This is a genomic window from Sorangium sp. So ce131 (assembly GCF_051519095.1).
In the GTDB taxonomy this organism is placed as follows: domain Bacteria; phylum Myxococcota_A; class Polyangia; order Polyangiales; family Polyangiaceae; genus Sorangium.
Genome location: NZ_CP150455.1, coordinates 2,013,789 through 2,038,145 on the forward strand (window position 1 = coordinate 2,013,789; position 24,357 = coordinate 2,038,145).

General features: G+C 71.4%; 16 protein-coding genes and 1 tRNA gene. 5 read left to right on the forward strand and 12 right to left on the reverse strand.

Annotation, left to right across the window (positions count from 1 at the left end):
* Nucleotides 1-48: 48 nt before the first annotated feature.
* A complete protein-coding gene (locus WMF43_RS07380) occupies nucleotides 49-444 on the forward strand; it encodes a hypothetical protein (RefSeq protein WP_437678583.1) in 396 nt (131 codons plus the stop codon).
* Between the two features lie 108 nt (nucleotides 445-552).
* Here WMF43_RS07380 and WMF43_RS07385 read toward each other — a convergent pair whose 3' ends face one another.
* On the reverse strand, nucleotides 553-3,957 hold the full coding sequence (locus WMF43_RS07385; RefSeq protein WP_437678584.1) for a POTRA domain-containing protein: 3,405 nt from the start codon (nucleotides 3,955-3,957) through the stop codon (nucleotides 553-555).
* Between the two features lie 311 nt (nucleotides 3,958-4,268).
* Between WMF43_RS07385 and WMF43_RS07390 the strand changes: the two genes are divergently transcribed.
* Nucleotides 4,269-5,078, forward strand: a complete 810-nt coding sequence (locus tag WMF43_RS07390) for a phosphate/phosphite/phosphonate ABC transporter substrate-binding protein (protein ID WP_437678585.1) — start codon at nucleotides 4,269-4,271, stop codon at nucleotides 5,076-5,078.
* 177 nt (nucleotides 5,079-5,255) lie between these two features.
* Here the strand turns inward: WMF43_RS07390 and WMF43_RS07395 are convergent, their stop codons facing one another.
* From WMF43_RS07395 to WMF43_RS07420, 6 genes are all read right to left on the reverse strand, one after another.
* The gene (locus tag WMF43_RS07395) at nucleotides 5,256-9,734 is read right to left on the reverse strand and encodes a translocation/assembly module TamB domain-containing protein (RefSeq protein WP_437678587.1); all 4,479 of its coding nucleotides are present in this window, start codon (nucleotides 9,732-9,734) and stop codon (nucleotides 5,256-5,258) included.
* Nucleotides 9,735-9,768: 34 nt separating this feature from the next.
* The gene (locus WMF43_RS07400) at nucleotides 9,769-10,857 is read right to left on the reverse strand and encodes an endonuclease/exonuclease/phosphatase family protein (protein WP_437678589.1); all 1,089 of its coding nucleotides are present in this window, start codon (nucleotides 10,855-10,857) and stop codon (nucleotides 9,769-9,771) included.
* Between the two features lie 210 nt (nucleotides 10,858-11,067).
* A complete protein-coding gene (ettA, locus tag WMF43_RS07405) occupies nucleotides 11,068-12,741 on the reverse strand; it encodes an energy-dependent translational throttle protein EttA (protein ID WP_437678591.1) in 1,674 nt (557 codons plus the stop codon).
* 264 nt (nucleotides 12,742-13,005) lie between these two features.
* On the reverse strand, nucleotides 13,006-13,620 hold the full coding sequence (locus WMF43_RS07410; protein ID WP_437678593.1) for a hypothetical protein: 615 nt from the start codon (nucleotides 13,618-13,620) through the stop codon (nucleotides 13,006-13,008).
* Entirely contained in the window at nucleotides 13,617-14,963 is a 1,347-nt protein-coding gene (locus WMF43_RS07415) for an AAA family ATPase (RefSeq protein ID WP_437678594.1), read from the reverse strand. The genes WMF43_RS07410 and WMF43_RS07415 overlap by 4 nt, the downstream gene beginning before the upstream one ends.
* Nucleotides 14,964-15,058: 95 nt before the next feature.
* Nucleotides 15,059-16,708, reverse strand: a complete 1,650-nt coding sequence (locus WMF43_RS07420) for a lipopolysaccharide biosynthesis protein (RefSeq protein WP_437678596.1) — start codon at nucleotides 16,706-16,708, stop codon at nucleotides 15,059-15,061.
* A 195-nt stretch (nucleotides 16,709-16,903) separates the two neighbouring features.
* On the opposite strand from WMF43_RS07420, the gene WMF43_RS07425 reads away from it, so the two are divergent.
* Nucleotides 16,904-16,979 (forward strand) — tRNA-Asn (locus tag WMF43_RS07425).
* A gap of 150 nt (nucleotides 16,980-17,129) precedes the next feature.
* Here WMF43_RS07425 and WMF43_RS07430 read toward each other — a convergent pair.
* From WMF43_RS07430 to WMF43_RS07445, 4 genes are all read right to left on the reverse strand, one after another.
* Nucleotides 17,130-17,378, reverse strand: a complete 249-nt coding sequence (locus tag WMF43_RS07430) for a hypothetical protein (RefSeq protein ID WP_437678598.1) — start codon at nucleotides 17,376-17,378, stop codon at nucleotides 17,130-17,132.
* On the reverse strand, nucleotides 17,375-17,992 hold the full coding sequence (locus WMF43_RS07435; RefSeq protein ID WP_437678599.1) for a hypothetical protein: 618 nt from the start codon (nucleotides 17,990-17,992) through the stop codon (nucleotides 17,375-17,377). Before WMF43_RS07435 ends, WMF43_RS07430 begins: the two co-directional genes overlap by 4 nt.
* Complete coding sequence (locus WMF43_RS07440; protein ID WP_437678601.1) at nucleotides 17,922-18,824, reverse strand: hypothetical protein; 903 nt, start codon at nucleotides 18,822-18,824, stop codon at nucleotides 17,922-17,924. The genes WMF43_RS07435 and WMF43_RS07440 overlap by 71 nt, the downstream gene beginning before the upstream one ends.
* Before the next feature lie 263 nt (nucleotides 18,825-19,087).
* The gene (locus WMF43_RS07445; RefSeq protein ID WP_437678603.1) at nucleotides 19,088-19,357 is read right to left on the reverse strand and encodes a helix-turn-helix domain-containing protein; all 270 of its coding nucleotides are present in this window, start codon (nucleotides 19,355-19,357) and stop codon (nucleotides 19,088-19,090) included.
* Nucleotides 19,358-20,053: 696 nt separating this feature from the next.
* On the opposite strand from WMF43_RS07445, the gene WMF43_RS07450 reads away from it, so the two are divergent.
* A complete protein-coding gene (locus WMF43_RS07450) occupies nucleotides 20,054-20,266 on the forward strand; it encodes a hypothetical protein (protein WP_437678605.1) in 213 nt (70 codons plus the stop codon).
* Nucleotides 20,267-22,636: 2,370 nt separating this feature from the next.
* Entirely contained in the window at nucleotides 22,637-23,116 is a 480-nt protein-coding gene (locus tag WMF43_RS07455; protein ID WP_437678607.1) for an SRPBCC domain-containing protein, read from the forward strand.
* A gap of 11 nt (nucleotides 23,117-23,127) precedes the next feature.
* Here WMF43_RS07455 and WMF43_RS07460 read toward each other — a convergent pair whose 3' ends face one another.
* Nucleotides 23,128-24,327, reverse strand: coding sequence for an FAD-dependent monooxygenase (locus tag WMF43_RS07460; protein ID WP_437678609.1), 1,200 nt, complete (start codon nucleotides 24,325-24,327; stop codon nucleotides 23,128-23,130).
* Between the last annotated feature and the right edge of the window lie 30 nt (nucleotides 24,328-24,357).

Sequence of the window (24,357 nt, forward strand, 5' to 3'; positions counted from 1 at the left end):
CTTCCACCGGGCGGCCCGGCTCTCCAGGATGGCCCCGAGGAGATGCCCATGAGGCGGACCACGATCGCTACAGCGCTGCTCACCGCCGCGGCCCTCGGCGCGGCCGCGGCGGATCTCGCGGGCGCCGGCGGCTCCGGCGAGGCGGACGGCGCCGCCGGCGCGCCGGCGACGGCCTCGCTCCACCTCACCGCCGGCCGCGCGTCGATCGCGCTGCACGCGGCCGCGCTGGGCGGCGGGCGCGAGGGGTGGCCGGCGGGCTTGCCGGCCTTCGCCCACCTGAGCTTCGGCGTGGCGCTGCCCGACCTCGGGCTGCACGCGGTGCACAGCGTGAGCTTCGCCGCGCCGCGGCTCGCGGGCGAGGGCTCAGGCCCGGCGGCCCGCCTCGTGAGGTCGCTCGGCGGCGCGCGCCTCCGCGCCCGGGTGAAGTGGCAGGCGGCGGGCTGAGCTCACGGGCGCCGCCGCCGCGCTGCACACCCCCGATCTTCCCACCGGCGGGGCGGACGATCAGACCACCGGCGGGGCGGACGATCAGACCACCGGCGGGGCGGACGATCAGAAGAGCCCGACGGAGAAGTGGAGGGCGCCGGTGTCCTCCTCGGGGCGCGGGGACATGTTGAAGCCGTAATCGAGCGCCAGCGGGCCGATGGGCGTGTTCACCCGCAGGCCGGCGCCGAGCGCATACCGCAGCTTGAGCGGGTTGAAGTTCTTCGTCTCGTTCCAGAGGTTGCCCGCGTCCAGGAAGACGCCGAGCTGGAAGAGATCGTTCAGCGGGATGCGCAGCTCGACGCGCGGGTTGAGCGCGATCTTCCCGCCGCTCGGGAGCTCGTCGCGGCTCGCGGAGGCGCCGCTCGTCTCGACCACGTCCTCGGGCAGGAGCGAGTCCGCGAGGTGCGAGCGGAGCGAGTCGACGCCGCCGAGGAAGAACAGGCGATCGGGGTACGTCCCGCTCTCCGGATCGAGCGGCAGGATGTAGCCCCCGGACAGGCTCAGCGCGAGCGACAGGCTCGACCGCTCCGCGAGCGGGATGTAGCCCGCCACCCTGCCCGTGAGCCGCAGGAAGTGGCTCTCCCGGAACGAGCGGTTGTCGCTGCCCAGCGGGTAGGCGTCGACGTGCTCGACGCCCGCGGAGACGAGGAATCCATCGGTCGCGGCGAAGGGGTTGTTGCGCGCGTCCCAGGACGCGTCGATCCGCTCCGCCAGCGCGATCGTGCGCCCCTCGGGGATGCGCAGCTCGTTGAGCGCCGCCTGCTTGCGGAAGTCCCCCTTCTGGAGGAAGAACTCGACGAAGTTCAGCTCGGTCGACACGGCGAGCTGCGTCGTCAGGGGGCGCAGCGGCCGGTACGTGAGCGCGGGGATGACCGCCTCGCGCTCGAGCCCGAACTCCCGCTGGTTGTCGCGCATGTCGACGCCCGCCAGGGACAGGCTGACCAGGGGGCCGAGCCCGATGTCCGGCAGCGTGACCGAGATGGTGTTGCGGCGCTCCATGCGCTCGATCGTGGTGAGATCCTCGTCCTCGTAGTTCTGGCGCGCCGTGGGGTCCAGGATCAGGAACGGGAACAGGTAGCCGAGCTGGACGCGCATCGTGAGGCCGATCGCGAGGCCGCCGATGTTGCGGTGCCCGTACTCGAAGGCGAAGCGGACGCCCTCGCCGGTCGAGAAGCCGATCTGCGGGTTGAGGTACTGCGGCAGCTGCTCGACCACCGTGACGATGACCCGCTTGTTCTTCTGCGGGACCTCCGGGTCCTCCAGCGAGATCGACACGCTGGAGAAGGGGCCCAGCGTCGCGATGCGCTCCTCGCTCAGGCGGGCCTGCGCCTGCCGGAACGGCGCGCCCTCGCGGAGCGCCACGCGGCGGAGGATCAGGCGCTCGTCGGTCCGGACCGCCCCCTTCACCACGATGCCCGTGACGGTCACCCGATCGCGCTCCGAGATGATGAACCGCGCGCGGGCGCGCGTCCGATCGGGCGACGGCTCGATCGCGGTGCGGACCTCGGCGAACGCGTAGCCGAGGTCGCGGTACGCATCGAGGACGCGCAGCCGCGCGGCGTCGAGCGCGAGCGTCGAGAGGGGCTCCCCGACCTTCAGATCGGCGATGGCGGCGAGCCAGCGCTCGCTGAACGGCCGGTCCTCCGCGCAGAAGCGGGCGTCCCGCGCGCCCAGCCCGGCCTGGCCGCAGAAGCCCTTGCTGCCCTCGAAGGCGAGGTCGTAGAGCACGGTCTGCGGGCCGGGGTGGACCGGGATGCGGAGCGTCACCTCGGAGGCGCACGAGAGGTGCCGCGCCGCGTCCGGGCGGCAGGTCAGCGCGTCGGGGACGGGCGGCTCGGGGATCGGGAGGCCGAGCGCGTCGGTGCGGCACTGCGCCGTGACGCGCTCGGCGACCGGCTCGGGGATGCACTGGCCCGGCGGCGAGCGGCGCGAGCAGGTGGCGCGCATGACCGAGACCGGGCCGACGACGGCGTTGAGGTACCCCTTGCTGAAGTAGAGGTCGCGCACGTGCTTGAGGGCGCGCTCGTAAGGCTCCCGCGCGTACGTCATCGCCGGGATGAGCTCGACCGTCTGGGCGCGGCCGCCGGCGCCGCGGGTCGGGCCGAAGAGGTCGGAGACGATCCGCGGGTCGGGGATCGAGAAGCCGTCGGCGCCGGGGAGGTCCTCCTCGAGGAAGCTCTCGATCTCGCGGCCGAGGTCGTCGGGGCTGAGCTCGCCGGTGAGGCACGGGAAGACGCGCTTCGTGACGCGCACCTGCGCGTGCTCGCGGATCGTGAAGGTGAGGTACCGGACCGGGTCCTCCGGCTTGCCGCCGAGCGAGGGGGTGATCTCGGCGTCGAGGAAGCCTCGCGCGACGTAGAACGCGCGGAGGCGATCGGTGAGCTCGGCGGGGCTCGTCTCGGTCGTCTCGCCGAGGTCGAGCGCGGCGGCGAGGGCGTCGTCGTCGAAGGCGCGGTTGCCGTCGAAGGCCGGGACGATGCGCGCGCCGGGCTCGAGGTAGACGTAGAGGTAGTTGTTCGGGCCGACCGCGAGCACGCGGTGCGAGACCCTGGCGTCGTGGAAGCCGTTCTGGCGGAGCAGGTCGGCCATCTCGCGGTCCGCGTCGGCGAGCGCGGGCTCGTCGACGCGGGCGCCGACGTCGAGGCGGTACTGCTGCTTGAGCGACCCGAGCTCGCGGTCCGCGCGCGGGTCCACCACGAAGACGCGCTGGGAGACGGTGAGCGCCGGGCCGGCGGTGATGTCGAGGGCGACGACGATGTCGGACGGGTCGTCGAGCTCGACCGTGTGCACGGCGGCCTGCGCCGCGGGGTAGCCGTGCTGCGCGTAGAACGCGCGGACGCGGGCGCCGACCTCGGAGAGCTCCGCCGCGGTGGTCTCGCCCCCCTCGGAGAGGCCGGCGGCCTCCAGGGTGTCCTGGCGATCGAGCGCGCCGCCGGAGATCTGGATGGTCGCGATGCGCCGGCGCGGGACCACGAGGAGCCGGAGCACGACGCCGTCCGGCCGCAGGTACGCCTCGGCCGAGGCGCGGGCGAAGTTGCCGCTGGCGAGCACCTCGCGCATCGCGCGGCGCGCCGCCTCGTGGCTGAGCGGCTCCCCGATCTCGACGCTGAGGACCTGCGGCGGGACCGCCCAGCGGTCGCCCAGGGCGCGGATGTCGATGAGCACGATGGGCTTGCCGACGAGCGCTCCCAGGGCGATCGGCTCGCGGAGCGACGGCACGTCGGTGGCCTCGGTCCTCACGTCGTCCGCGGCGGGGTCCGCGGGCGTCTGTCCCGCGGCCGCCTGCGCCGCGGGCGCCTGGCCCGCGGAGGCCTGGGCCGCAGCCACCTGGGCCGCAGGCACCTGGCCCGCGGTGGCCTGCGCCGCCGCCTGGCCCGCCGGCGACGGGGCTGCGGGCGCCAGCGCGGCAGGCGGCTCTTCGGCGCGCGCGGCGACGGCGGAGGCGCCGAGCGGCAAGAAGCCGAGCAGCACGGGAAGGAGAGCGTGGCGGAAGCGGGCCATCAGGCGCGGAGCGCCGGCGGACGAAAACGAAACGAACCGGCGCCGGGGTGCACGAGGCGCGCAGCGTAGCCCGGTTCGGCGGCGATCGGGCAAGAGCCCGCCCGCCGCGGTTCGCGCGAGCACGGCGTCGACGGCGCGCCCGCGCGATCCGGCGAGGGCCCCGGCCCGCCGCGTGGTCCGGCCGGGGCCCGCCGGCCGCGCGACCGGGGGACGATGTGCGAGACGTGGGGATCTCGGCGGGCGGACCTCGTGCTAGCGTCGCCGCCCGTGCGAGGCACCGGATGAAGGACCTGGCGATGCTGGTCGGCGCCGTGGCGCACGACACCAAGGTGGTCACGCTGTGGGAGAGCCTGCGCGAGCACTTCCGCGAGCATGGAATCCTGATTGATTTCGCGCTGTTCTCCACCTACGAGCGCCAGGTCGACGCGCTGATCCGCGGGCACATCGACGTCGCCTGGAACAGCGCCACGGCGCACGTGCGGGTCAAGCGGCAGACCGAGGGCCGCTCCCGCTCGCTCGCGATGCGCGAGATCGATCGCGACTTCCACAGCAAGCTCCTGGTCCGCCGCGACGCCGGGGTCGGGGCGCTGAGCGACCTCGAGGGCAAGGTGCTCGCGGTGGGGAGCGCCGACTCGGCGCACGCGCGGGTCCTGCCGCTCCACTTCCTCCGGCAGGCCGGGGTGGCCGTGGAGAAGATCCAGCTCCTGCCCTTCGAGGTGGACCTGGGCAAACACGGGGACACCCCGGCGAGCGAGGTCCAGGCGCTCGCGGCGCTGCACGAGGGGAAGGCGCAGGCCGCGGCGGTCGGGGACGCGGTGTGGCTCGCCGAGCAGGCGAACGGCCACATCGACCTGCGCCGCGTCGACGTCCTCTGGACCACGCCGGCCTACGACTTCGCGATGTTCGACGCGCTGCCGGCGCTGCCCGAGGCGAAGGCCGAGGCGTTCCAGCGCGTGCTGCTCGGCATGACCTGGAAGAACCCGAAGCACCGGCGCATCTTCGAGCTCATGGGCCACAAGCAGTGGGTCGCCGGCCGCGACGACCGGTACGGCGCGCTCGACGCGGCGCTCACCGCCCTCGCCGCCACCTGAGCGCTGCGGGCGCCGAGCGGACCGGAGAGAGAGAAGAAAAACCGCCAAGAGCGCCAAGAGCACCAAGAACGCCAAGTGAGAAGAGAGAGGAAAAAATAGTTTCTTCTCTCTTCTCTCTCTTGGCGTCCTTGGCGTCTTGGCGGTTCAAATTCTCTTCTCTTTCCGGCGCTCCGCCCGCTACTCGAACTCCAGCCGCCACCGGAGGTCGGCGCCCACGTTGCCGAGCGGCGAGCTCGCGGCGTCGTTCGCGTTGTCGTAGGAGCCCTGCACGCTCATGCGGTCGCTGAGCTTCACCTCGACGCCCGCGCGCACCTGGCCGCCCTGGGAGAGCCCCGTGGTCACGTTGGCGCGGACCGCGTCGGTGATGCGCTTGCCCACGGTCACCGTCGGCTCCGGGGCGCCGTTCTTCGAGGAGTAGCCGGTGCCGAAGCGGAACTCGTCGATGATCGGGACGATCGTCTTCACCGCCTTGTCGGCGCCCGTCAGCGACGAGAGCGCCTCGAGGCCCATCGTCTCGCCGAGCGACGACACGAGGCCCTGGTTGAGCTCGGCGCGCGTCACGCCGAGCGTGAGCAGGAGGACGATGTCCTCCTGGCTGAGCGGCGGGTCGCTCGTCAGGTTGAGCCGGAGGTTGTCGGCGTCGCCCTGGGCGTGCAGCTTGATGCGCCACAGCCCGCCGGCCGCGGCGGAGGCCGCACCCGCGGCGGCGCTCACGGGCGCCGCGGCGTCGGCGCCGGAGGACGCGTCCTGCGCGCTGCTGGTCGACGTGGCGCGGCGGTACTCGGTCTCGGCGTGCACGTCGACCTTGGGCGCGATGCGGAACGGGTCGTCGAAGCGGACGAAGCCCTCCCGGACGTCGAACTCGGTGCTGCGCAGCCGGAGCTTCGAGTCGGGCAGGAGCCGGAGCATGCCGCGCGCGCCGAAGCGCTGGTTCGTGCCGGAGAGCGTGATCCCGGAGGTCGGGATCTCGAGCCGCATGTCCGCGAGGTCGTTGGAGAAGCGGAGCGGGTTCGGCGAGACGACCGTGACGTTGAACCGGACCACGTCGGCCGCGGGGTCGTACGTCTCCACCGTCGTCCGCTGGCGGCCCGTCAGGTCGCCGAGGTCGACGCTCATGAAGATCGGGCGCGTGTAGCTGAACGAGGTCAGCGTGACCTTGCCCTCGACGTTCGGCAGGTTCTGCTCGCCCGCGTCGTCGTCGCCGACGCCGGGCCGGAAGGTCGCCTGGAGGTTCGCGTTCGCGGTGATGTTCACCCCCTCGGCGACCGGCAGCTTGATGTTGCTCGCGGTGATCGTGGCCGACGCCGTGCCGAGCGAGAGGCCGCGCACCGGCAGGTTCCCCTGGACCTTCACCATGCCCGAGCCGACCCGCGCGGACGCCTGCGCGCGCACCTGGTCGCCGCCGATCGCGATGTCCACGTCGATGTCGTCGAGCGAGAACGGCAGGCCCGCGACGTCGAGCTCCCCCTCCTTGATCTCCGCCGAGCCGGTGTAGCGCAGCGCCGCGAGCGGCCCGCTCACCTGGACCTGGGCCTTCACCTTGCCGTCCGCGTGCCGGATCTGCGGGATGTCGGCGCTGAGCTTCGACAGCTTCGTCTCGTCGACCCGGATGTCGACGTCGAGGTCGGGCGCGGTGAGCACCTTCCGGACCTCGCCGGACGCGAAGAAGTCGGCGGAGAGGCCGGAGGCGGTGCGCGCCTCGAGGTGGAGCTCCGGGACGCTCAGCGCGTTGCCGGCGAGCCGGATCGGCCCGGTCGGGCGCTTCAGGCTCACCCGCCGGCCCTGCCGCTCGAGCTCGAGCTTCGCGATGGCGAGCGTGACCGCGGCCTGCCTGGGATCCGAGACCGGGAGGCGCTCGACGTCGAGCGAGGCGGTCAGCGTACCCTTCGGCGGGGCCGCGGCGAACGCGACGCCGGGGATCAGGTTCGCCAGCGTGCCGAGGTCGAGCGCGTCGAGGCGCACCTTGCCGTCGGCGATCTTGCGCCGCTGCTTCGTGACGCGGAGCCCCTCCAGCGCGACCTGCCCGCCGAAGAGCGAGCCGTTCGTCACGAAGTACCCGTCGGGGAGGTCGCGCTCGTGCTCGGCCAGGTCGAACGGGGCGCCGATGGGGTTGCCGCACGTGGTCCTGCCAAGGACCCGGGGCGGCTTGTCCGAGGGCACGATCCTGAGCTCGACGCGCGAGGGCGGCAGGCTCGCGTGGTGGATGCGGACGCGCGAGACGTGGACGTCCGCGACGCCGGCGAGGCGCGACACCGTGCCGCCCAGGTTGGCGACGAGCGACACCGCGCCGTCGTCGAGCAGCGAGGCCGCCGGCCCGAGAGCGTCGATCCGGCGGAGCGGGATGCCGCTCGCGATGACGTTGCCCTTCAGGGCGCCGCCGTGCTGCACGGACAGGGTGGCGAGCGCGGAGCCCGTGCCCTTGCGCAGCGACGCGGAGCGGACGTCGAGCCGCATGCCGTCGGCGCCGGCGGCCTGGTCGTCCCAGATCAGCTCGACGTCGACCTCGCCCTCGTCGAACCGCTCCTCGAGGAGCTCCACGTCGCTGAGCCGCATGCCCGCGCGCACGGCGAGGTAGCCGCCGCCGCAGCGGTCCTCCGGGCCGCCGATCGCGAAGTGGACCCGCGCCGTGCCGCTCGCGACGGCCTTGTAGTCGGCGAACCGCGGGTCCTTGTCGAGGCGGAGCACCTCGAGCAGGTCGCGGAGCGCGACGTGCGGCGCCTCGCGCGTGTCGACGGACGCGTCGACGACGATGCCCTGCGAGCTGTCGAGGCTGCCCCGGGCCAGGCTGTTCGAGGGGTCGAAGTCGACCTTGAGCGCGGGGAGCCGGACGCGGCTCGCGCCGTGCCGGACCCGGCCGTTCTCGAGCGTGAGGGCGAGCGGCTCGAACGCGACCGCGGAGGGCTCGAGGTCGCCGACGGGGAAGCCCGCGAACACGAACTTCTCGATGCCGACCTCGCCGGTGAGCTTCGGGTGGGCGTAGGGGCCGCGCATCGAGGCCTTGAGGGTGGCGACGCCGGCGAGCTCGAGCGTGCTGAGCGGCGAGAGCTCGGCGAGGTCCACCCGCGAGCCCGGGCCCACGTCGACCCCGAGCTGGTCGTTGAAGCCGAGCGAGACGGTGGTCGTGAGGTGCGAGCTCGGCGTGTCGACCGAGAAGCCCGCGAGCACGACGGCGTTCGGCCGCACCTGGAAGGTGCCCTGCACCCTGGCCTCGCGGACGCCCATCATGCGGGCGCGGGCGGGGTCGTCGGTCGGGCGGTCGAAGATCTCGAAGCCGCGGGTGTGGATCGTGACCGGGCCTTCGAGGGCGAGCGGGGAGAGGGTGCCGCCGAAGCGGTCGAACCGGCCCTCGCGCAGCGTCCAGGCGACGTGCGCGCGGGGGTGCACGGCGAGGTCGCGGAGCAGGCCGGGCAGCTCGACGCCGAGCACGTCGATCGGCCCCGCCTGGAGCGGCAGGCCCTTCTCGAACGGCTTGAGCTCGGCCGTGGAGATCTTCAGCTTGCCGTCGGCCCAGGCGACGTCGGCGTTCTCGAGGCGGACGGCGTCGGGGGTCGTCGAGATCTCGCCCGAGAGCCGCGTCACGAAGACCCTGCCGTCGAGGCCGGGCTGATCGAGCACGAGGGTGCCCTGGGCGCGGGGGAGCGCGAGGCCGAGCGGCGCGGACGCCGCGTCGTAGTCGGCCTCGACGTCGAGCGAGACGGCGCCGGAGGCGGGCGGCAGATCGACGAAGCGGTGCACGATCGGGACGGGCAGGCGCGCCCGCACGCGGCCGCTGATCCGGTGGGGCATGCCGCCGAGGCCGACGGCGTTGAGGGCGCCGAGCTCGAGCTCGACGCGGCGCCAGTCGCCCTCGGGGAGGGCGCAGGGCGCGGCGGTGCCGGGATCCGGGTCGAAGTCGGCGGCGCCCTCGAGGATGAGGCGGCGGACGAGCGCGCGGTCGGGCTCGAGGCGGACGCGCGTGTCGAAGCGGCAGACGACGTCCTCGTCGACGCTGTCCTCCTCGCCCGCGCGGCCGGGCACGGGGTGGGTGTGGACGACCGAGATGAAGCCGGAGCGCATCGCGATCTCGAACGCGTCGGACGGCTCGGCGGAGACGTCGACGTCGACCTCGCGCGCCTCGACGCGGAGGTTGTCGATCGTGAGGTCGAGCCGGGCGTCGGTGATGGCCACCGAGGAGAGCGGGGCGCGGTCGAGGGCGGGCTTGTCGCCGCTGCTCTTCTCGCTGGTGGGCAGCTTGAGGTTCCGGAGCTCCCCGTCCTTGATCACGGCGCGGACGCGGGGGCCGATGATCTCGACGTCGCCGGCGTCGATGTGCCCCGCGAGCAGGGAGAACAGCCGCGGGCGGATGGCGACGCGCTCGAGCTCGAGGAACGGCGCGCCGCCGTCCGAGGAGTCGACGACGAGGCGGTTCAGGCCGACCATGAGCGGCCAGGCCTGGACGCGCACCTCGTAGCGCGCGCTGATGCCGAGCTCGCGGTCCAGCAAGGCGGCCGTCTCGCGCGCGGCCCAGTCCCGCACGAGCGCGGTGCGCACGAGGAGGCCGACCGCGAGCGGGATCGCCCCGATCACGGCGAACAGGAAGCAGAGCGCGCGCACGAAGGTGCGCCCCCAGTCCCTGCGGGCGCTCGGCGGAGCTCCTTTTCTCCTCGTGCCGGGCATCGGGGCGAAGCTTAGCTGAAGCGCGGACGCGCGCTTACGTGGGAGGGGTGATCCTGTACACGGAAAAGATCGGGGCGTGATCGCTGGCGTCGTCGATCTCCGGTCCGTGTGGAATCTGGACCGAGCCCGGGTTGAGCATGCTGCGGAGCGGGGGGTTCACCATCTGGTGATCGATGAGCTCCAGCTGCCCGCGGAAGTCGTACGTCCACCGATCCGCGGGCGGGACGGCGGCGGCGACGTCCTCGAAGGCGACCTGGCCGGCGCCGGCGCCGGCGCCAGCGACGGCCTGGAAGGGCGGCGAGCCGGGCAGGTCGTTGAAGTCGCCGAGGACGGTGATCGCGGCGGTCGGGTGCTCGGCGGCGAGCGCGTCGGCGATGGCCCGGGTGCGCTGCGCCTCGGCGAGGCGGCGGTCGGGGTCGTCCGGGGACGACTTCGCCTCGAAGTGCACGCCGAGGAGGATGACCTTGCGGCCGCCGCGGGTGAGGTGGAGCTCGAGGCAGTCGCGGGTGAACGTATAGACAGGCGTGTTCGTGCCGCGCAGGGTGAAGCGGTCGTCCCGGTGCGAGACGATCTTGTCGAAGGGGATCTTGGAGATCGCGCCCACGTCGATACCGCGCGGGTCGTACGCCTCGACGAGCGCGGCGTGCGGGTAGGCGCCGCCGAGCTCGATGCGGCTGAGGTCCTCGAGCACGTCGAGGTGCTCGACCTCCTGGAGCACGGCGACGTCGGGGTCGAGCTGCGCGAGCACCGCCGCGACGGCCTCGCGTTTGGCGCGGTAACGCGCGGGGCTGAGCACCGTCTCCTCGTCGCCCTCGGTGTCGTCCTGGTCGTTGAAGAAGTCCTTGGTGTTCCAGGTGAGCACCGCGAGCGGCTCGGCCGCCGGCGGCGGGTCGGTGTTGTGGCCGCCGCCGGCGCCGCCGGTGCCCTGGCCGCCGCCGGCCCGGCCGCCCGCGCCCGCGCCTGCGTCGGCGCTGCCGACGGGGCCGCCGGCGCCGCCGCTGCCGTCCGCCGAGGCGACCGGCGCAGGCCAGCCGGTCTGCTCGGCGGGCCGGCAGCCGGCCGCGAGGGACATTGCGAGCGCGCCCGCCGCCGCGAGCAGCGCGCTGTGGGGGCTCCGGAGCATGGAAGAGAAGAGCTACTGCGCGGGGCTGCGTCGCACCAGACAGGAAACGTGCTCCGTGGCGGTACGGCGCGGCGCTAGAGAGTAAGGTGGCTTACTAAAATGGCGCCGAGCGGGGTTGGCTCGACGCACCGTGGTTGTGGCTCGACGCACCGTGGTTGGGCCTGGGCGGGCTCGGTCCGAGCGGTCCGACCGGACCGGGGTTGGGTCGGGTCAGCTCGCGGTGAGCTTGCGGTAGCGGATCCGGTGGGGCTCGGCGGCGTCGGCGCCGAGGCGGCGCTTCAGGTCGGCCTCGTAGTCGGCGTAGTTGCCCTCGAACCAGACGACCTTGCTGTCGCCCTCGAAGGCGAGGATGTGCGTCGCGATGCGGTCGAGGAACCACCGATCGTGGCTGATGACCACGGCGCAGCCGGCGAAGTTGAGCAGCGCCTCCTCGAGCGAGCGGAGCGTGTCGACGTCGAGGTCGTTCGTGGGCTCGTCGAGCAGGAGGACGTTGCCGCCGCGGCGGAGCAGCTTGGCGAGGTGGAGGCGGTTGCGCTCGCCGCCGGACAGGTCGCGGACCTTCTTCTGCTGGTCGCTGCCGGCGAAGTTGAAGCTCGCGACGTAGGCGCGCGAGTTCACCTCGCGCTTGCCGACGAGCAGGCGGTCCTCGCCGCCGGAGATCTCCTGCCAGACGTTGTTGTTCGGGTTGAGCGCGTCGCGCGACTGGTCGACGTACGCGAGCTCCACCGTCTCGCCGATGCGGAGCGCGCCGGTGTCGGGCTGCTCCAGGCCCATGATCATGCGGAAGAGCGTGGTCTTGCCGGCGCCGTTCGGGCCGATGACGCCGACGATGCCGCCGCGCGGGAGCGAGAAGGAGAGGTCGTCGATGAGGATGCGGTCGCCGAAGCCCTTGCGGAGGTGGTCGGCCTCGACGACGACGTTGCCGAGCCGCTTGCCGGCGGGGATGTGGATCTCGTTCTCCTCGACCTTCTTCGACTTGTCCTCGGCGAGCAGCGACTCGTAGGCGGCGAGGCGGGCCTTGCTCTTGGCCTGGCGCGCGCGGGGGGCCAGGCGCACCCACTCGAGCTCGCGCTCGAGGGTGCGCTTGCGGGCGGTCTCCTGCTTCTGCTCGAGCTCGAGGCGCTTCTTCTTCTGCTCGAGCCAGCCGGTGTAGTTGCCCTCGTACGGGATGCCGGCGCCGCGGTCGAGCTCGAGGATCCAGCCGGCGACGTTGTCGAGGAAGTACCGGTCGTGGGTGACGGCGACGACGGTGCCCGGGTACTCGTGGAGGAAGCGCTCGAGCCAGGCGACGCTCTCGGCGTCGAGGTGGTTGGTCGGCTCGTCGAGGAGCAGGATGTCGGGCTTCTCGAGGAGGAGGCGGCAGAGGGCGACGCGGCGGCGCTCGCCGCCGGAGAGCTTGGTGACGTCGGCGTCGGGCGGCGGGAGCCGGAGCGCGTCCATGGCGCGCTCGACCACGCGGTCGATCTCCCAGCCGTTCGCGGCCTCGATCTTGTCCTGGAGGGCGGAGTACTCCTCGAGCAGCGCCTCCATGTCGGGGGGCGACTCGCCGAGCTTGGTGCCGATCTCCTCGAAGCGCTGGACGAGGGAGCGGACCTCGTGCACGGCCATCTCGACGTGCTCCTGCACGGTCTTGCCGGCCTCGAGCTGCGGCTCCTGGGCGAGGTAGCCGATGCGGATGCCGTCGGCGGGCTTGGCCTCGCCGAGGTACTCCTTGTCGACGCCCGCCATGATGCGGAGCAGGGTGCTCTTGCCGGCGCCGTTCGAGCCGAGGACGCCGATCTTCGCGCCCGGGTAGAAGGAGAGCCACAGGCCCTTCAGCACCTCCTTGTTCGGGGGGTGCACCTTCCGGACATCCTGCATCGTGAAGATGAATTGAGGGGCCACGTCTTCGCCTGCCTGTGCGTGCCGGCGCGCCGCGTGGCGCCGCTCGGCCTTCGAGCGGGCGCGGCGCTGGCCGGGCTGGATGGAGAGGCCCCGTATGCGAGATCGCCGGCTGACGGTCAAGGGGGCGCGGAGGCGGCGGCGAGCGGGCGTACGCGAGAGGGACGATCGGGCCTGCGGACGCGCGGGACGGATGAGCTCTACGGCGAGCCGCTCGTGGCGCGCCGCGCGGCTCGATCTGATCGAGGCGCTCCGAGCGGAGCAGGCTCAGCGGCTCGTCACCATCCGGTCGACGAGCGTCTCGGCCAGCACGTGGAGCCCCAGGTACGCGCCCTCCTCGGCATTCTGGAGGAGCCACTCGACGATCTCGTCCGCCGCCGCGGAGGCGTGCCGCTGCAGATCCGCTTTCGCGCGGAGGCCGGAGAGGAGCGCGAGCGTCGTCGCTGTCACCAGCGTCGCCAGCCGCTCCTGGAGCTCGATCGGCAACGCCTCGATCTCCCACTCGACGACCAGCGCGATGCGGTAGCCGACGAAGAGATCGACCAGCGCGGCGGACGCCGGTGCAAGCTCGAGCCCGCAAAGGCATGCCAGCGCGTGCACCCAGCGCGCGCCGACGAGCCGGAGGTTCTCGGCGTCCAGCGCCTCGCGCCCATCCGAGCCGAACACCGCGTGCGCCCGCCCGTGGCCGAAGAGCGCCATGCCTAGCAGCGCGCTGTCGGCGAGCGCAGCCTCCAGCGACTCACGGGTCGCGGCCTCCCGCTCGAGCATGTGCGCCGGCTCGGACGCGAGGCGCACCGTCTGCTGCGCCATCCAGTGACTGTTCCGGAGGGCAGGGTCCTCCTGCCTCCAGGCGTCGAAGATCAGCCAGGAAGCCACGATCACGCGCCCCTGGGCTGCTTGCTCTGGACCCTCACCATCCGCACCGCCGCGCCGTGGACGTCCTGGAGGAAGCTCACCGCGACCGCGTCGTCCTCCTGGAGCATCCTCAACATCTCCTGGGCCGTGACGGGCGAGCCGTCCGCCCGCCGGAAGACGATCTCCTCCGGCGGCGTGTACTCGAGCATGCGCTGGAGCGCGTGCTTGGCGGGCCCCGGCTCGTAGAGGTGCTCGCGATCGATGCGCGTCAGATCCTCGCGCTTGACGACGGTGCAGCCCTCCTCGAGCGATACGTCGAGGTAGCCGGTCGGGTCGAGATCGAAGAGGTTGCTGTGGGTGGCGATGAAGAGCTGGTCGACGTAGTTTTCCTCGACGAGCCGGAGGAGGAGCTGGCGCAGGTGGCGCCCGCTCGTCGGGGCGTGGAGATGCGCCTCCGGCTCCTCGATGCCGATCGCGCGTGCGCCCTGCAGCATCGCCTGGGCGAGGATGCCGTAGATCTGCGCGATCCCGAGGCCGGCGAGCTCGATCGAGAGGTCGCGCCCTTCCGGGTTGGGCTCCGGGAGGCGCTCGCGAAGGTCGACGGCGCCCGTGTGTGGATCCTGGACGGGATCGAACGGCGGCCGGAACAGCGGTGGGCCGGCGAGGAGCGCCCGGAGGGCGCCGAGACGGCGGCGGACCTCATGGCTGGGGCTGACCTGCGCGGCGAGCAGGGCGTTCTTCAGACGGCCGTGGCGGAGCTGCCAGGCGATGACGTCTTCCCCCTGGGGCGGCGGTGAGAGCACCTCGGACCGCAGGGAGCGATCGGCGCTGACGAGGCCATAGGCACGCGCGGGCAACGACTCGATCAGCAGCGCGCGAAGGAGGTCTGCTCTCTGCGCGGCGTCGTCCCCAGGCCGAACCGTGATCTCTCCCCAGAGTTCACCGAGGTCCCCGCCCTCGGAGCGCAGCTGCGAGATGGAAAGCTTGGGCTGCCGCTCCAGCACCCAGTTCAGCGTCACCTCCACGTCGAGGTTCGCCAGCTTGAGGCGGGCAGGCAGGTCGTCGAGACCACTGAAGCTGGCTCCGAGAACGATGACCTGCGAAGGATCGTGAGCACAAAGGTCCTCCCGGCGCACGATTCCTTCACGGATCGCGACCTGTGCGCGCCTCACCTCTCGAACGACGGGATCGCTCTCCTGGCTTGCCTCCGCCGCCACCGCGGCCAGCTGGATCAGCGTGCGGATCGCCGCCAGGATGTTGGACTTGCCCGCGCCGTTCGGTCCGTAGAACACGTTGAACGCCCCGAGTCCCTCGAGGCGCACGTCGCGGAGGCTGCGGTAGCCCTTGGCCCAGAGAGCGTCAATCCTCATCGCGGCGCCACTCTAGCACCGGGGTCCGGCGCCCTGGCTGCCGCCGTGGCTCCTCGGCCGCTGCCGGGATGGCGGTCTGCGTCCCGGATCCCCAGCTAGGCCCGCCGCGCGCCGCGCCCGAACGCCTGCTTGAGCGAGGCGAGGTCGTCGCGGCCGACCTCGCGCGTGACGACGAGCAGGGCGAGGTACACGAGGGCGACGAGGATCGCCTCGCCGAGCACGGCGATCTTGCCGAGCCAGGGCAGCTGCGCGCCGACGGCCATCGCGGCGAGCAGCGCGGCGCCGACGCGGAGCGCCGTGAGGGCGGGAACGAAGCCGCCGGCGGCGCGGTGGAGCAGGGCGCCGCCGACGATCGCGGCCGTGGCGAGCGCGAGCGAGGTGGCCACGGCGGAGCTCACCAGCATGTCGGGGCCGAAGGGGGCGCGCGGGACCGCGATTGAGCAGCCGGTGGCGACGAGGAGGACGGTGGCGGCGGTGAGGGCGGCCGCGATGCGCTCGCGGTGGAGGCTGGTGAGCGCGGCCGAGGCGACGCCAAGCACGGCGAAGGCGCCCATGCCGAGGGAGAGGACGCGGAGCGTGTCGCCGCCGCGGCTCCAGATCTCGACCGGGAAGGCGAAGCGGAGGACGTGCGGGGCGAGGCCGGAGATGGGGGCGCAGAGCAGGCCGGTGAGCAGGAACGAGAGGCGGACGCCGGTCATGGTGTAGCGGCGGACCGCGGCGCGATCGCCCTCGGCGTGGGCGCGGGCGAGCATGGGGAAGAGGATGAAGGTGACCGAGAGGAGCAGCTGGTAGGGGAGGAAGGCGAAGAGCTGCGCGCCGCGGTAGACGCCGATGAGATCGTCGGCGGCCCTGGCGCCGAGCGCGAGGCCGGCCGTGGCCTGGCCGAGGAAGCGGCGCAGGAGGAAGAAGTCGGTCTGGAGCAGGAGGTTGAGGAACGTCTGCGAGACGGCGAGCGGGAGGAGGAAGGCGACGTGCGCGCGGATCGAGGGGCCGGCGCTGCCGGGGCGGCCAAGGCCGGTCTTGAAGGCCGCGAGGGGGAGGATGATGGCGGCCGCGGTGACGAAGCCGGCGATCGCGCCGAGGACGCCGCTCTGGCCGGCGCGCAGGAAGAGGAGGGCGCCGGCGGCGATGCTCGCGGTGCGGAGCGCGCCGTAGGTGATGTCGAAGCCGGCCTGCGCGAGGAAGCGCCGCTGGCCGTTGAGGGCGCCGACGAGCGGGGCGTAGAGGCCGTAGAGCAGGACGACCGCGGCGACGAGCCGCAGCGGGCCGGCGACGTGCGGGGCCTCGGAGAAGTCGGCGATGGCGCCGGCGAGGAGGGCGAAGCCGGCGGAGACGACGATCGCGAGCACGGCGTGCAGGGCGAGCGTCCGGCGGAAGGCCGCGGCGACGTCGGCCTCGGCGACGCTGGAGACGGCGCGGGAGACGCCCTGGATGCCCGTCGCGACGATGACGTTGTTGACGACGCTGACGCCGGCGAGGACGACGGAGACGGCGCCGTAGCCGTCGGTGCCGAGAAGGCGCGGGAGGATGAGCTGCTGGACGAAGCCGAAGACGATGAAGGAGACCTTGGCGCCGGCGATGGCGAGGCCGCCGCGGCCGGCGGAGCGGGCGGCGGAGGGGGAGGGAGAGGGGGCGGCTGGGGGGGCCTGCGCGGGGTCCTGGGGGGGCTGCGCAGGGTCCTGGGGGGCCTGCGAGGGGTCCAGGGCTCCGGGCGGCGGCGGGAGGGGCTCGGCGGCGCGCGGCACGGCGGGGTTGTCGCAGAAGCACGCCGGGCGGGCAATCTCGCGGGAGGGCGAGGGGAAACGGGAAGCGCGGGCAGGAGGAGGAGGAGACGAAGGGGAGCGGGCGAGCTCACGCGCGTGTCACCGAAGTGAAGCGCCGTGCGGATTCGCTTGACGGGAAGAGCCGGCGGACTATTCTCGCGCCCGTCTCCGACGCATTCCAGCTTAGCTCAGTTGGTAGAGCAGGCGGCTGTTAACCGCCGGGTCGCTGGTTCGAGTCCAGCAGCTGGAGCCATTCTTCTCTCGTCGCGAAGTTCAGGCGAGAGCCGGTCAACAGGAGCCCCCGAGGAGAGATCCGAGGGGGCTTTGTCCTTTCTCCCCCGCGGTTTCAAGGGTTCGCGCGTGTGCTCGCCGGACGCGGCGACCGCGGGTGGTGGTCCCTGGTTCACAGGCTACGAGACGCGTCGAGATGGGGAACCCCTTTCAGCGCGAGGGGCTCAGGTCGAATCGACCATTCGATCAACCCGGACCTCTGCGGGTTCTGGGTGTAGGTGAATCGGCCCTGGATGTTCTTCTCGCAGTATCCAGCCGCCGCCAGCTTGATAAGCCGCGTGCGGAACTCGTTGTCCCACTTCCCAGAAGCGAGCTTTCGCGCGTCGCGGTGAGCGCGATAAAGATCCAACCAGGGCTTCACGGCTGCCCCCGATCCTCGAGCAGCATGGCGTCGTGGGCCGTGCGGAAATTGGATGCAGTCTCGGGCAGCTCGCCGGACCTCCACCGCGTGAGCCACGCTTCCGGCGTCACGCCGTGCTGGGCCTCGAACTCAGCGCGCTCCTTGGGCACGTCGATCTCGGCGAGCGCCTCGGGATCAGCATCGCTGCCGCTGATCCAGCTTCGTAGGCTAGGCGCCTCGCTCGCGAGCGCTCGCTCTCCGTCGCCGTCTCTCAGCAGGAACAAAACGATCGGCTGGGAGCGCGCAGGCTCCTGGAGAATACGGTCTCTATTCGCGTCGAGATCGAGCACCGCTTCCCGCTCGTCCTTCGGGATCAGCAGGACCAACCGCGCCGGCGCTGCGAGCGCAGCCTCGACGTCGGACACCCGCAGGACCTGTGCCTCGTCGGGAACGAGGCCCTCCACTTGCTCGACGAGCCAGTCGCGCAGGCCGAAGTCGGGACACCGGACGATGGCGACGCCCCCAGCCTCACGGTCGATGGCGTTGAGCATCGACTGGATGGCGTTACGCATGCGCGCCTTCCGCGTCGAAGGCCGCCCGCGCGAGCGGATGCACATCGAGGACGCGAGCGCCATCGCGCGAGCGTTCGAGGAGGATGCCGTGGGCCATCAGGCGAATCTTGCGGTCCAGGTCGAGCTCGCTGCCGCTGGTCCCCGCCGCACCGCGGATCGCGTTGACGTCTCCCGGCAGCAAGAGCCGACGGAAGCTGTCGACTTGGTCGGCGCACGCGTCGTTCAGGTCCTCGACGATCGGCCACGGGTCGGAGCGTCGGAGCTTCGCGTAGGAGCCTGCATCTGCCAGGAGCTGCAGGAACACGCGAGGCAAGCCTCCGCTCCAACGAATCGCGTCATTCACGAGGTTGCGCTTCGCGGCGACGCGCGCGCGAGCCGCGTCGAGGCTGGCCCCCACCGTGCCGACGACGGCGTTCGGGTCGAACTCCTCCTCCGGCCAGTGCAGGCGCTGGAGCAGGATCTTCCGCAGGACCTCGCGGCCCGGCTCGCCTGCATCACCCTCGACGTCGAGCGCGCGAACCGCGACGAACCGCTCGCCCGTCCGAATCACCGTCTCGGCCTGCGGCCCGAACGCCGCGTGCCACGGGATGACGACGACCAACTCGACCTCGTCGCGAATCGAAGCGAGCGCCTCGAACAGGTCCAGGCTCTCGGGACCTTGCGGAACCTTCTCCAGCCCGTCGATGAGCAGGGTCAAGCGCCCCTGCTTGGAGAGCCGCATGATCTCGGTGAGCGCGACGTTCAGGAGCACGCTCGGCGTGGCTTGGTGCGTGACGCTCTCTCCCTGCAGCTCCGCGTTCACCTTGTCGAGCGCCTTCGTCAGGCTGGCCGACAGCGACAGGTGAAGCACCTCCTGCGCGAGGTGGCCGACCTTCTGGGCGATCCGCAGGCGCATGCGATCGGGCGTGAGGCGGCGCATGTTCTCGAAGCGATCGAGCTGCACCAGACACGCGACGCGGTCCGGCTGAAGTAGCTCGGCGGCGCGCGCGAGCTCGGTGCTCTTGCCCACCCCCGCAGGGCCGCCGACGAGCAGGGGCGAGCGATCGGCCAGGATCCACTGGGCGATCTCGTCGCCCGCCGAGCCCGTCCTCTCGACATACTCGACGGCGCCCGGCGAGAGCGGGACGTGTGGCTTCAGGGCTTTCCAGTCGATGGACGTCATGCTTCGTCTCCCGTGGCCACGTACCGAGCAGGGCGCCCGGAGAGCTTCTCTACCAGCCCGTCGGCAATGAGCTTCTTCAGAGCCTTGGCGACCAGCGCCTTGGTGACACCCACGGCGCTCGCGAGCTCGACGTCCGTCGGTCCCTCAGGGGGCTCGGTTTCCTCGCCGTCGTCGTCCTCCCCCTTCCGGGTCATCGTGTAGACGGTCTTCTCGGTAAACTCCAGCCGTTGTGCGACCTCGGGCAGCGTGAGGATCTCTTCCGTCATCGAGCGAAGCCCCGGCAGCAATCGGCAGGATTTGCCAGCCCCTGCCAGGGGTACACCAGGCATGTGTCGGGTCGCAACGGACGCGAGAGTTCCTCCGGCTGCATCCGTGCGGGCCCGGTCGGCCGGATTGATCAACCGAGGGCTGGCGCGATGCCCAGCCACGCCGCCCGCTGCTCGGTCCACGTCGCGGCGTGGGCCACCGCCCCGGGCGTCCGCTCAGCCAGGGGGTTGCGCCGTCGACGGCCTCGAGCTCAAGGACCCGTGCCTGGAGGTCGGGAGCTCGGAGCAGCAGAGCGAGCAGCTCGCGTGACCCGTGCGCGCCCGCATCTGGACACCCCCCCGGACCCATCTGGACATCCCGCCCGCCCATCTGGACAGGGGGAGGGCTCATCTGGACATCCCGCCCGCCCATCTGGACATCCCGCCCGCCCATCTGGACAGGGGGAGGGCTCATCTGGACATCCCACCCGCCCATCTGGACATCCCGCCCGCCCATCTGGACATCCCACCCCGCCGCCTCACCTCCCGGCTCCCCCCACCCACGTCCAGACCCTGCTCCGTGGTGGACGTCCCCCCGACCGAGCTCCCGAGGCCAGGAAGCTCGCGGAGGACCTGCAACGGCGAGCGCTGGAGGCGGCCCCCGAAGCCGGCGCCTCGGCCGCCGCGACCACGACCCGCAACCAGCTGCTGCACCTGATGGTCGAGCGGGTCGGCGCCATCCGCAAGACCGCGGCCCACGTCTTCCGGCGCCACCCCGAGATCGCCCGCGAGGTGACGAGCGCCTACGAGCGGCGCCGGCGCGCGGCGGCGCGGCGCGAGAAGGTCCGCAAGGCCGCCGAGGCCGGAGAGGCCAGCGGCAAGCTGGCGGCGGCGCCCGCGCCCACGACCGCCGCGCCCACGACCCCTTAGTTCCGCCCGCCCGAAGTTCGACGGCCAGCTCGTTGACCGCCGGGGTGATGCCCTCGCCACGACCGCGGCGCCGAGCGCCTCCAGCAAGAGCGCCGTGGCCCGACCGATGCCGCTCGCTGCGCAGGTGCCGCGGTCAGAGCGGGCAGCACGTCGCGTCAGGCCACGCCGCGAACACCGTCCGCCCCGACGTGGTCGGCTGGCGACCAGACGCGCCCCGGAGCGCCCGCGCGGTATCCCGCATGGTGCACCCCGATCGGATCTGCGAGATCCTCTCGACGAGCCGACGAGCCCGTGGCTGCGCCGCGCTCACGCTCGATAGCTCCCGTCCCGGGCGTCACGATGCGCCGAGCCGGCTCAGGCTCAAGGCCGCGCTGACGTGCGCCTCGACCTCCGCTGGTCCGCGCCGAGCTCGGCCGCGACGATGAGCACCCCGCTGCGCTCAGCTCGAGCTCGGCTTCGGACCGGGGCGAGGTCGACAAGCCGTAGCCGCAGGGACGCAATCCTCGCCCTGAATCCCAGTTGACATCGCCCCTCCGCACACGCATCTGGAAAAACTTGAAGGATGAGCATACGCCACAGGCTGAAATTGAAGGGGATCCCTGTTCTTGTTCCTCTTGGTCTCATGGTCTGGGCGTGCAACTACGACGTGGGCGAGTGCTATCTTAGGGGGACGGAAGGCGCAGGGGCTGGAGGACCCTACCCACCGGGATCAGCAGCTACGGGGGACTGGTACGGAAACGGTGACGACGTGGGAAGCGGCGCCACTGAGCAGATGGCGGGGTGCACGCCCGACAAGACATGCACAGACATGTTCGTCGATTGCCAAGACATCGGCGGCAAGTGCATCACGGGATATCCAGGCTGCGACAAATGGGGTTATACACCGTGTGAGAGTTGCCGCGACGCCTGCCAAGCGGACGCACCATACCCTCCAGCATGCAAATGCAGATCGTGCGGATTCAGATGATGAATGATCCGATACGGGGTGCAATATATATTGCCGTCGGCAGGGTTGCCGGAGCGGCTCTGGCCAAGGTTGCATCCCCGGTCGTGGCCGACGATGACAATCTCCTCCTGGGTCCATCAAGAGTCGATCCGGAACGTCATCGTGCTGCGCGCGTTAGATACTGGGGGGGAGAGCCGTCTGCCGATCTCAATGAAGAGCTTGCGCGTTCTGATGGGCCGCCGGTCTGCGTGGCGCTTCCGCCAACACCAGGCGGCCTGATGAGCCTCTGTCGGATCTGCGCTTCCGCAGTCGAGCGAGGGCGCGCGCTGTTCGTCGTTGATCTCAGCCCAGACGCCGCCGGAGCATTTCCGCAAGGGCCCGGCCCAGGCAGGGTCATATCCCTCAATGTCGCGGATGCTCTGCTACGCAAGCCGCCTGTGGTCCAATGGTCGAAGCTCGAGACAACCCTCGCGGCTACACTCTGGAAATTGTGGTGCCGCCGCTCGCCCGTCGCCTTTTCTAGGTTCTGTGCATCTGGGAGCGTCTTCCACCCGCAGTTGGCCAACCTTGGGCGTTATCATGCCGGACTCTTTCCCCGACGGGCAGGCCATGGGCTCTTACTATCGCGCTTTGACGAGCTCCTCCTGCGACAGCTATCGCGAGAGTGGCTCTCGCCGGTTAAAGTTTTTGTCAACGCGATCAACGCTGGATCTGAGCTCGATGCATGGTTTTCACACACGGGAGATCTGTACGTAGCCAAACGGCTCAATGATTGGTATCGCCATACGCGAGGCCGTATCATCGAACGTCGAAACGCGCATCATCCGAGACCTTCCGAGATGACGAGATGGTGCTTTCGCTGGCGTCCGGGGAACGAGGAGATCCTCGAGGCGCTGCCGAGTATACAAGCAGCCCCGCCTGTGTCTATTGGAGGTGCTACCGCGTATGATCCTCACCACCCATGGGTATGCCAATTCGACGCACGAGGCACACCTTACCTGAGCCGATTTGATACCGCATCATCAGGCGACAGGCTGGAATAGGGCGTATCGGATAGCGCCTGTGACGATGCGAAGTCCTTCGCCAGTGCGTCCGTTGCTGCTGGAGCGCTTCTCCCCTGGCGGTTCGTCAACCACGTGGCTGGCGAACACCACCCGCGCAGAAACCCGCAGCGCCGCGCACGGTTCCTCTTGAGTTGGCCACAGACATCTACCGGGGGAGCCCGAGCTCGGCCAGGTCGACCGCGAGCGCGCCTGCGTTCGTCTCGACCTCCTCACCGCGCCGCGGCAGCTCCGCCGGGCCGCGGCGACGGGGAGCTCAGGCGATGCAGCAGAACGTGGACGGCTCGGCCGGCTGGAGCTCGCGCCGGTCCCAGCCCCTTCTCCGCTGTTCCCGGAGGACCGGCGGCGTGGTAGCTTGCGCGGGTGCGAGATCCAGCCGCCACGGGCCGAACGGACACCGCGTCGCTCGTCGTCGCAGCCCTACCCGACGCGATCTACCGTGCCTTCGCCGAGCCCGGCGCGCTGATGGCGTGGCTCCCGCCCGAGAGCATGACCGGCCGCGTCCTCGACTACGACTTCCGCGAGGGCGGTCGCTACCGCATCGAGCTGACCTACGATGAGGCAGCGCCCGACGACGTCGGCAAGACCACCGGGCGGACCGATGTCAGCGCCGGGCGCTTCCTCTCGCTGGAGCCGGGCAAGCGCATCGTCCAGTCGGTCGAGTTCGAGTCGTCGGACGCTTCGTTCGCGGGCGAGATGGTGATGACGTGGTCGTTCGAACCGCTGCCCGCAGGGACCCGCATCACCATCACCGCGGAGAACGTCCCGCCCGGCATCAGCCAGGCCGACCACGATGCCGGCCTTCGATCGTCCCTGGAGAATCTCGCGCGTTACCTGAGGTGACGCCTGCAGCCTCACCCATCCTGGTACTTCGCGAGATCGAACGGCAGCGTCAGCGCCCCGAAGTCCGGGATGCCGCCGACGGGAGCGGTCCGCCCCTCGCCCGCCGGCTCGTCAGGCTTCGTGTTCTGCTCCAGCGCGATGTCCTGATTGCGAACCACGTAGGCGCGCAGGCCGTCCTCGTACGCGGCGATGCCGCCAGCCAGATCCTCCTTGTGCAGGGCGAGCTCACTGGCCAGAACGTAAGCGCCGACCATCGCGACCGAGGTGGCCTGCCCCGTACCCAGAGAGACCGCGTAGCCAGCATCGCCGGCCAGCACGATCCGCCCATGTGACCAGCTGCTCATGCGGACCTGGCTCAGCGAGTAGAAGTGGAAGTCGGTCGCGCGCAGCATGTGCTCCACGATCTGCGGAATCACCCAGCCTGCGCCTGCGCCTGCGACGCGGGCGGCGAGCAACCGCTTCTGCGCGTCGATGTCGCGGAAGTCGTAGCTGATCCCCTCCGGCGCGTTGAAGCCGAGGTACGTCCTCGCGTCGACGTCCTTCCGCAGGCCCATGACCAGCGCGCCGACGGAGTCCGGCTGCTGGTACATGACCTGCCAGCGCTCGAGACCGAGGAAGTTCGGCATGCCGAACGTCGCGACGTACAGGTCGCCGAAGGCGCGGATGAACTGCTCGTCGGGGCCGAAAGCGATCCGCCGCACCCCCGAGCCCACTCCGTCGGCTCCAACCACCAGCTCGAAGCGGCGAGGCGCAGCAGCGACGAACGTGACGTCGACGCCCGACTCGTCCTGGGTCAGCGACGTGATGGACTCGGCGAAGAGGTACTCGACCCGGGGGCCCACGGCCTCGTGAAGCACCTGACACAGGTCGTCGCGCAAGATCTCGACATCGGGGCTGTCGAGTCGGCCGCCCGTCAAGGTGCTCTCCGTGCTCCGGAAGATCTCCTGACCGGCCGAGTCGACCACAGAGATGCCCAAGAGCCTCGTGCTTCGATCGCGAAGCGCAGCGAGGATGCCCATCCGCTCCGCGACCTCCAGGGCCGGCCCCCGAACGTCGAGCGCGTGCCCGCCCGGGCGCAGATGCGGCGCACGCTCGACCACCGTGACCGCAAAGCCGTGGCGGGCGAGCCAGTAGGCGATGGTCAGACCGGAGATACTGGCGCCGGAGACCAGCACCCGGGAGGCGGGACGCTTCGGGATCGTCGAGCTCATGGGAAGCATGGTAAGTTCCTCGAACCGAGC

What these genes read in the sequence shown, in the direction of transcription:
- WMF43_RS07460 (WP_437678609.1), bottom strand. Translation starts at nt 24,327, where the DNA reads ATGAGCTCGACGATCCCGAAGCGTCCCGCCTCCCGGGTGCTGGTCTCC.
- WMF43_RS07450 (WP_437678605.1), top strand. Translation starts at nt 20,054, where the DNA reads ATGGTCGAGCGGGTCGGCGCCATCCGCAAGACCGCGGCCCACGTCTTC.
- WMF43_RS07400 (WP_437678589.1), bottom strand. Translation starts at nt 10,857, where the DNA reads ATGCTCCGGAGCCCCCACAGCGCGCTGCTCGCGGCGGCGGGCGCGCTC.
- WMF43_RS07415 (WP_437678594.1), bottom strand. Translation starts at nt 14,963, where the DNA reads ATGAGGATTGACGCTCTCTGGGCCAAGGGCTACCGCAGCCTCCGCGAC.
- WMF43_RS07390 (WP_437678585.1), top strand. Translation starts at nt 4,269, where the DNA reads ATGAAGGACCTGGCGATGCTGGTCGGCGCCGTGGCGCACGACACCAAG.
- WMF43_RS07435 (WP_437678599.1), bottom strand. Translation starts at nt 17,992, where the DNA reads ATGGCGCTCGCGTCCTCGATGTGCATCCGCTCGCGCGGGCGGCCTTCG.
- WMF43_RS07440 (WP_437678601.1), bottom strand. Translation starts at nt 18,824, where the DNA reads ATGCGCCTGCGGATCGCCCAGAAGGTCGGCCACCTCGCGCAGGAGGTG.
- WMF43_RS07380 (WP_437678583.1), top strand. Translation starts at nt 49, where the DNA reads ATGAGGCGGACCACGATCGCTACAGCGCTGCTCACCGCCGCGGCCCTC.
- WMF43_RS07445 (WP_437678603.1), bottom strand. Translation starts at nt 19,357, where the DNA reads ATGACGGAAGAGATCCTCACGCTGCCCGAGGTCGCACAACGGCTGGAG.
- WMF43_RS07395 (WP_437678587.1), bottom strand. Translation starts at nt 9,734, where the DNA reads ATGCCCGGCACGAGGAGAAAAGGAGCTCCGCCGAGCGCCCGCAGGGAC.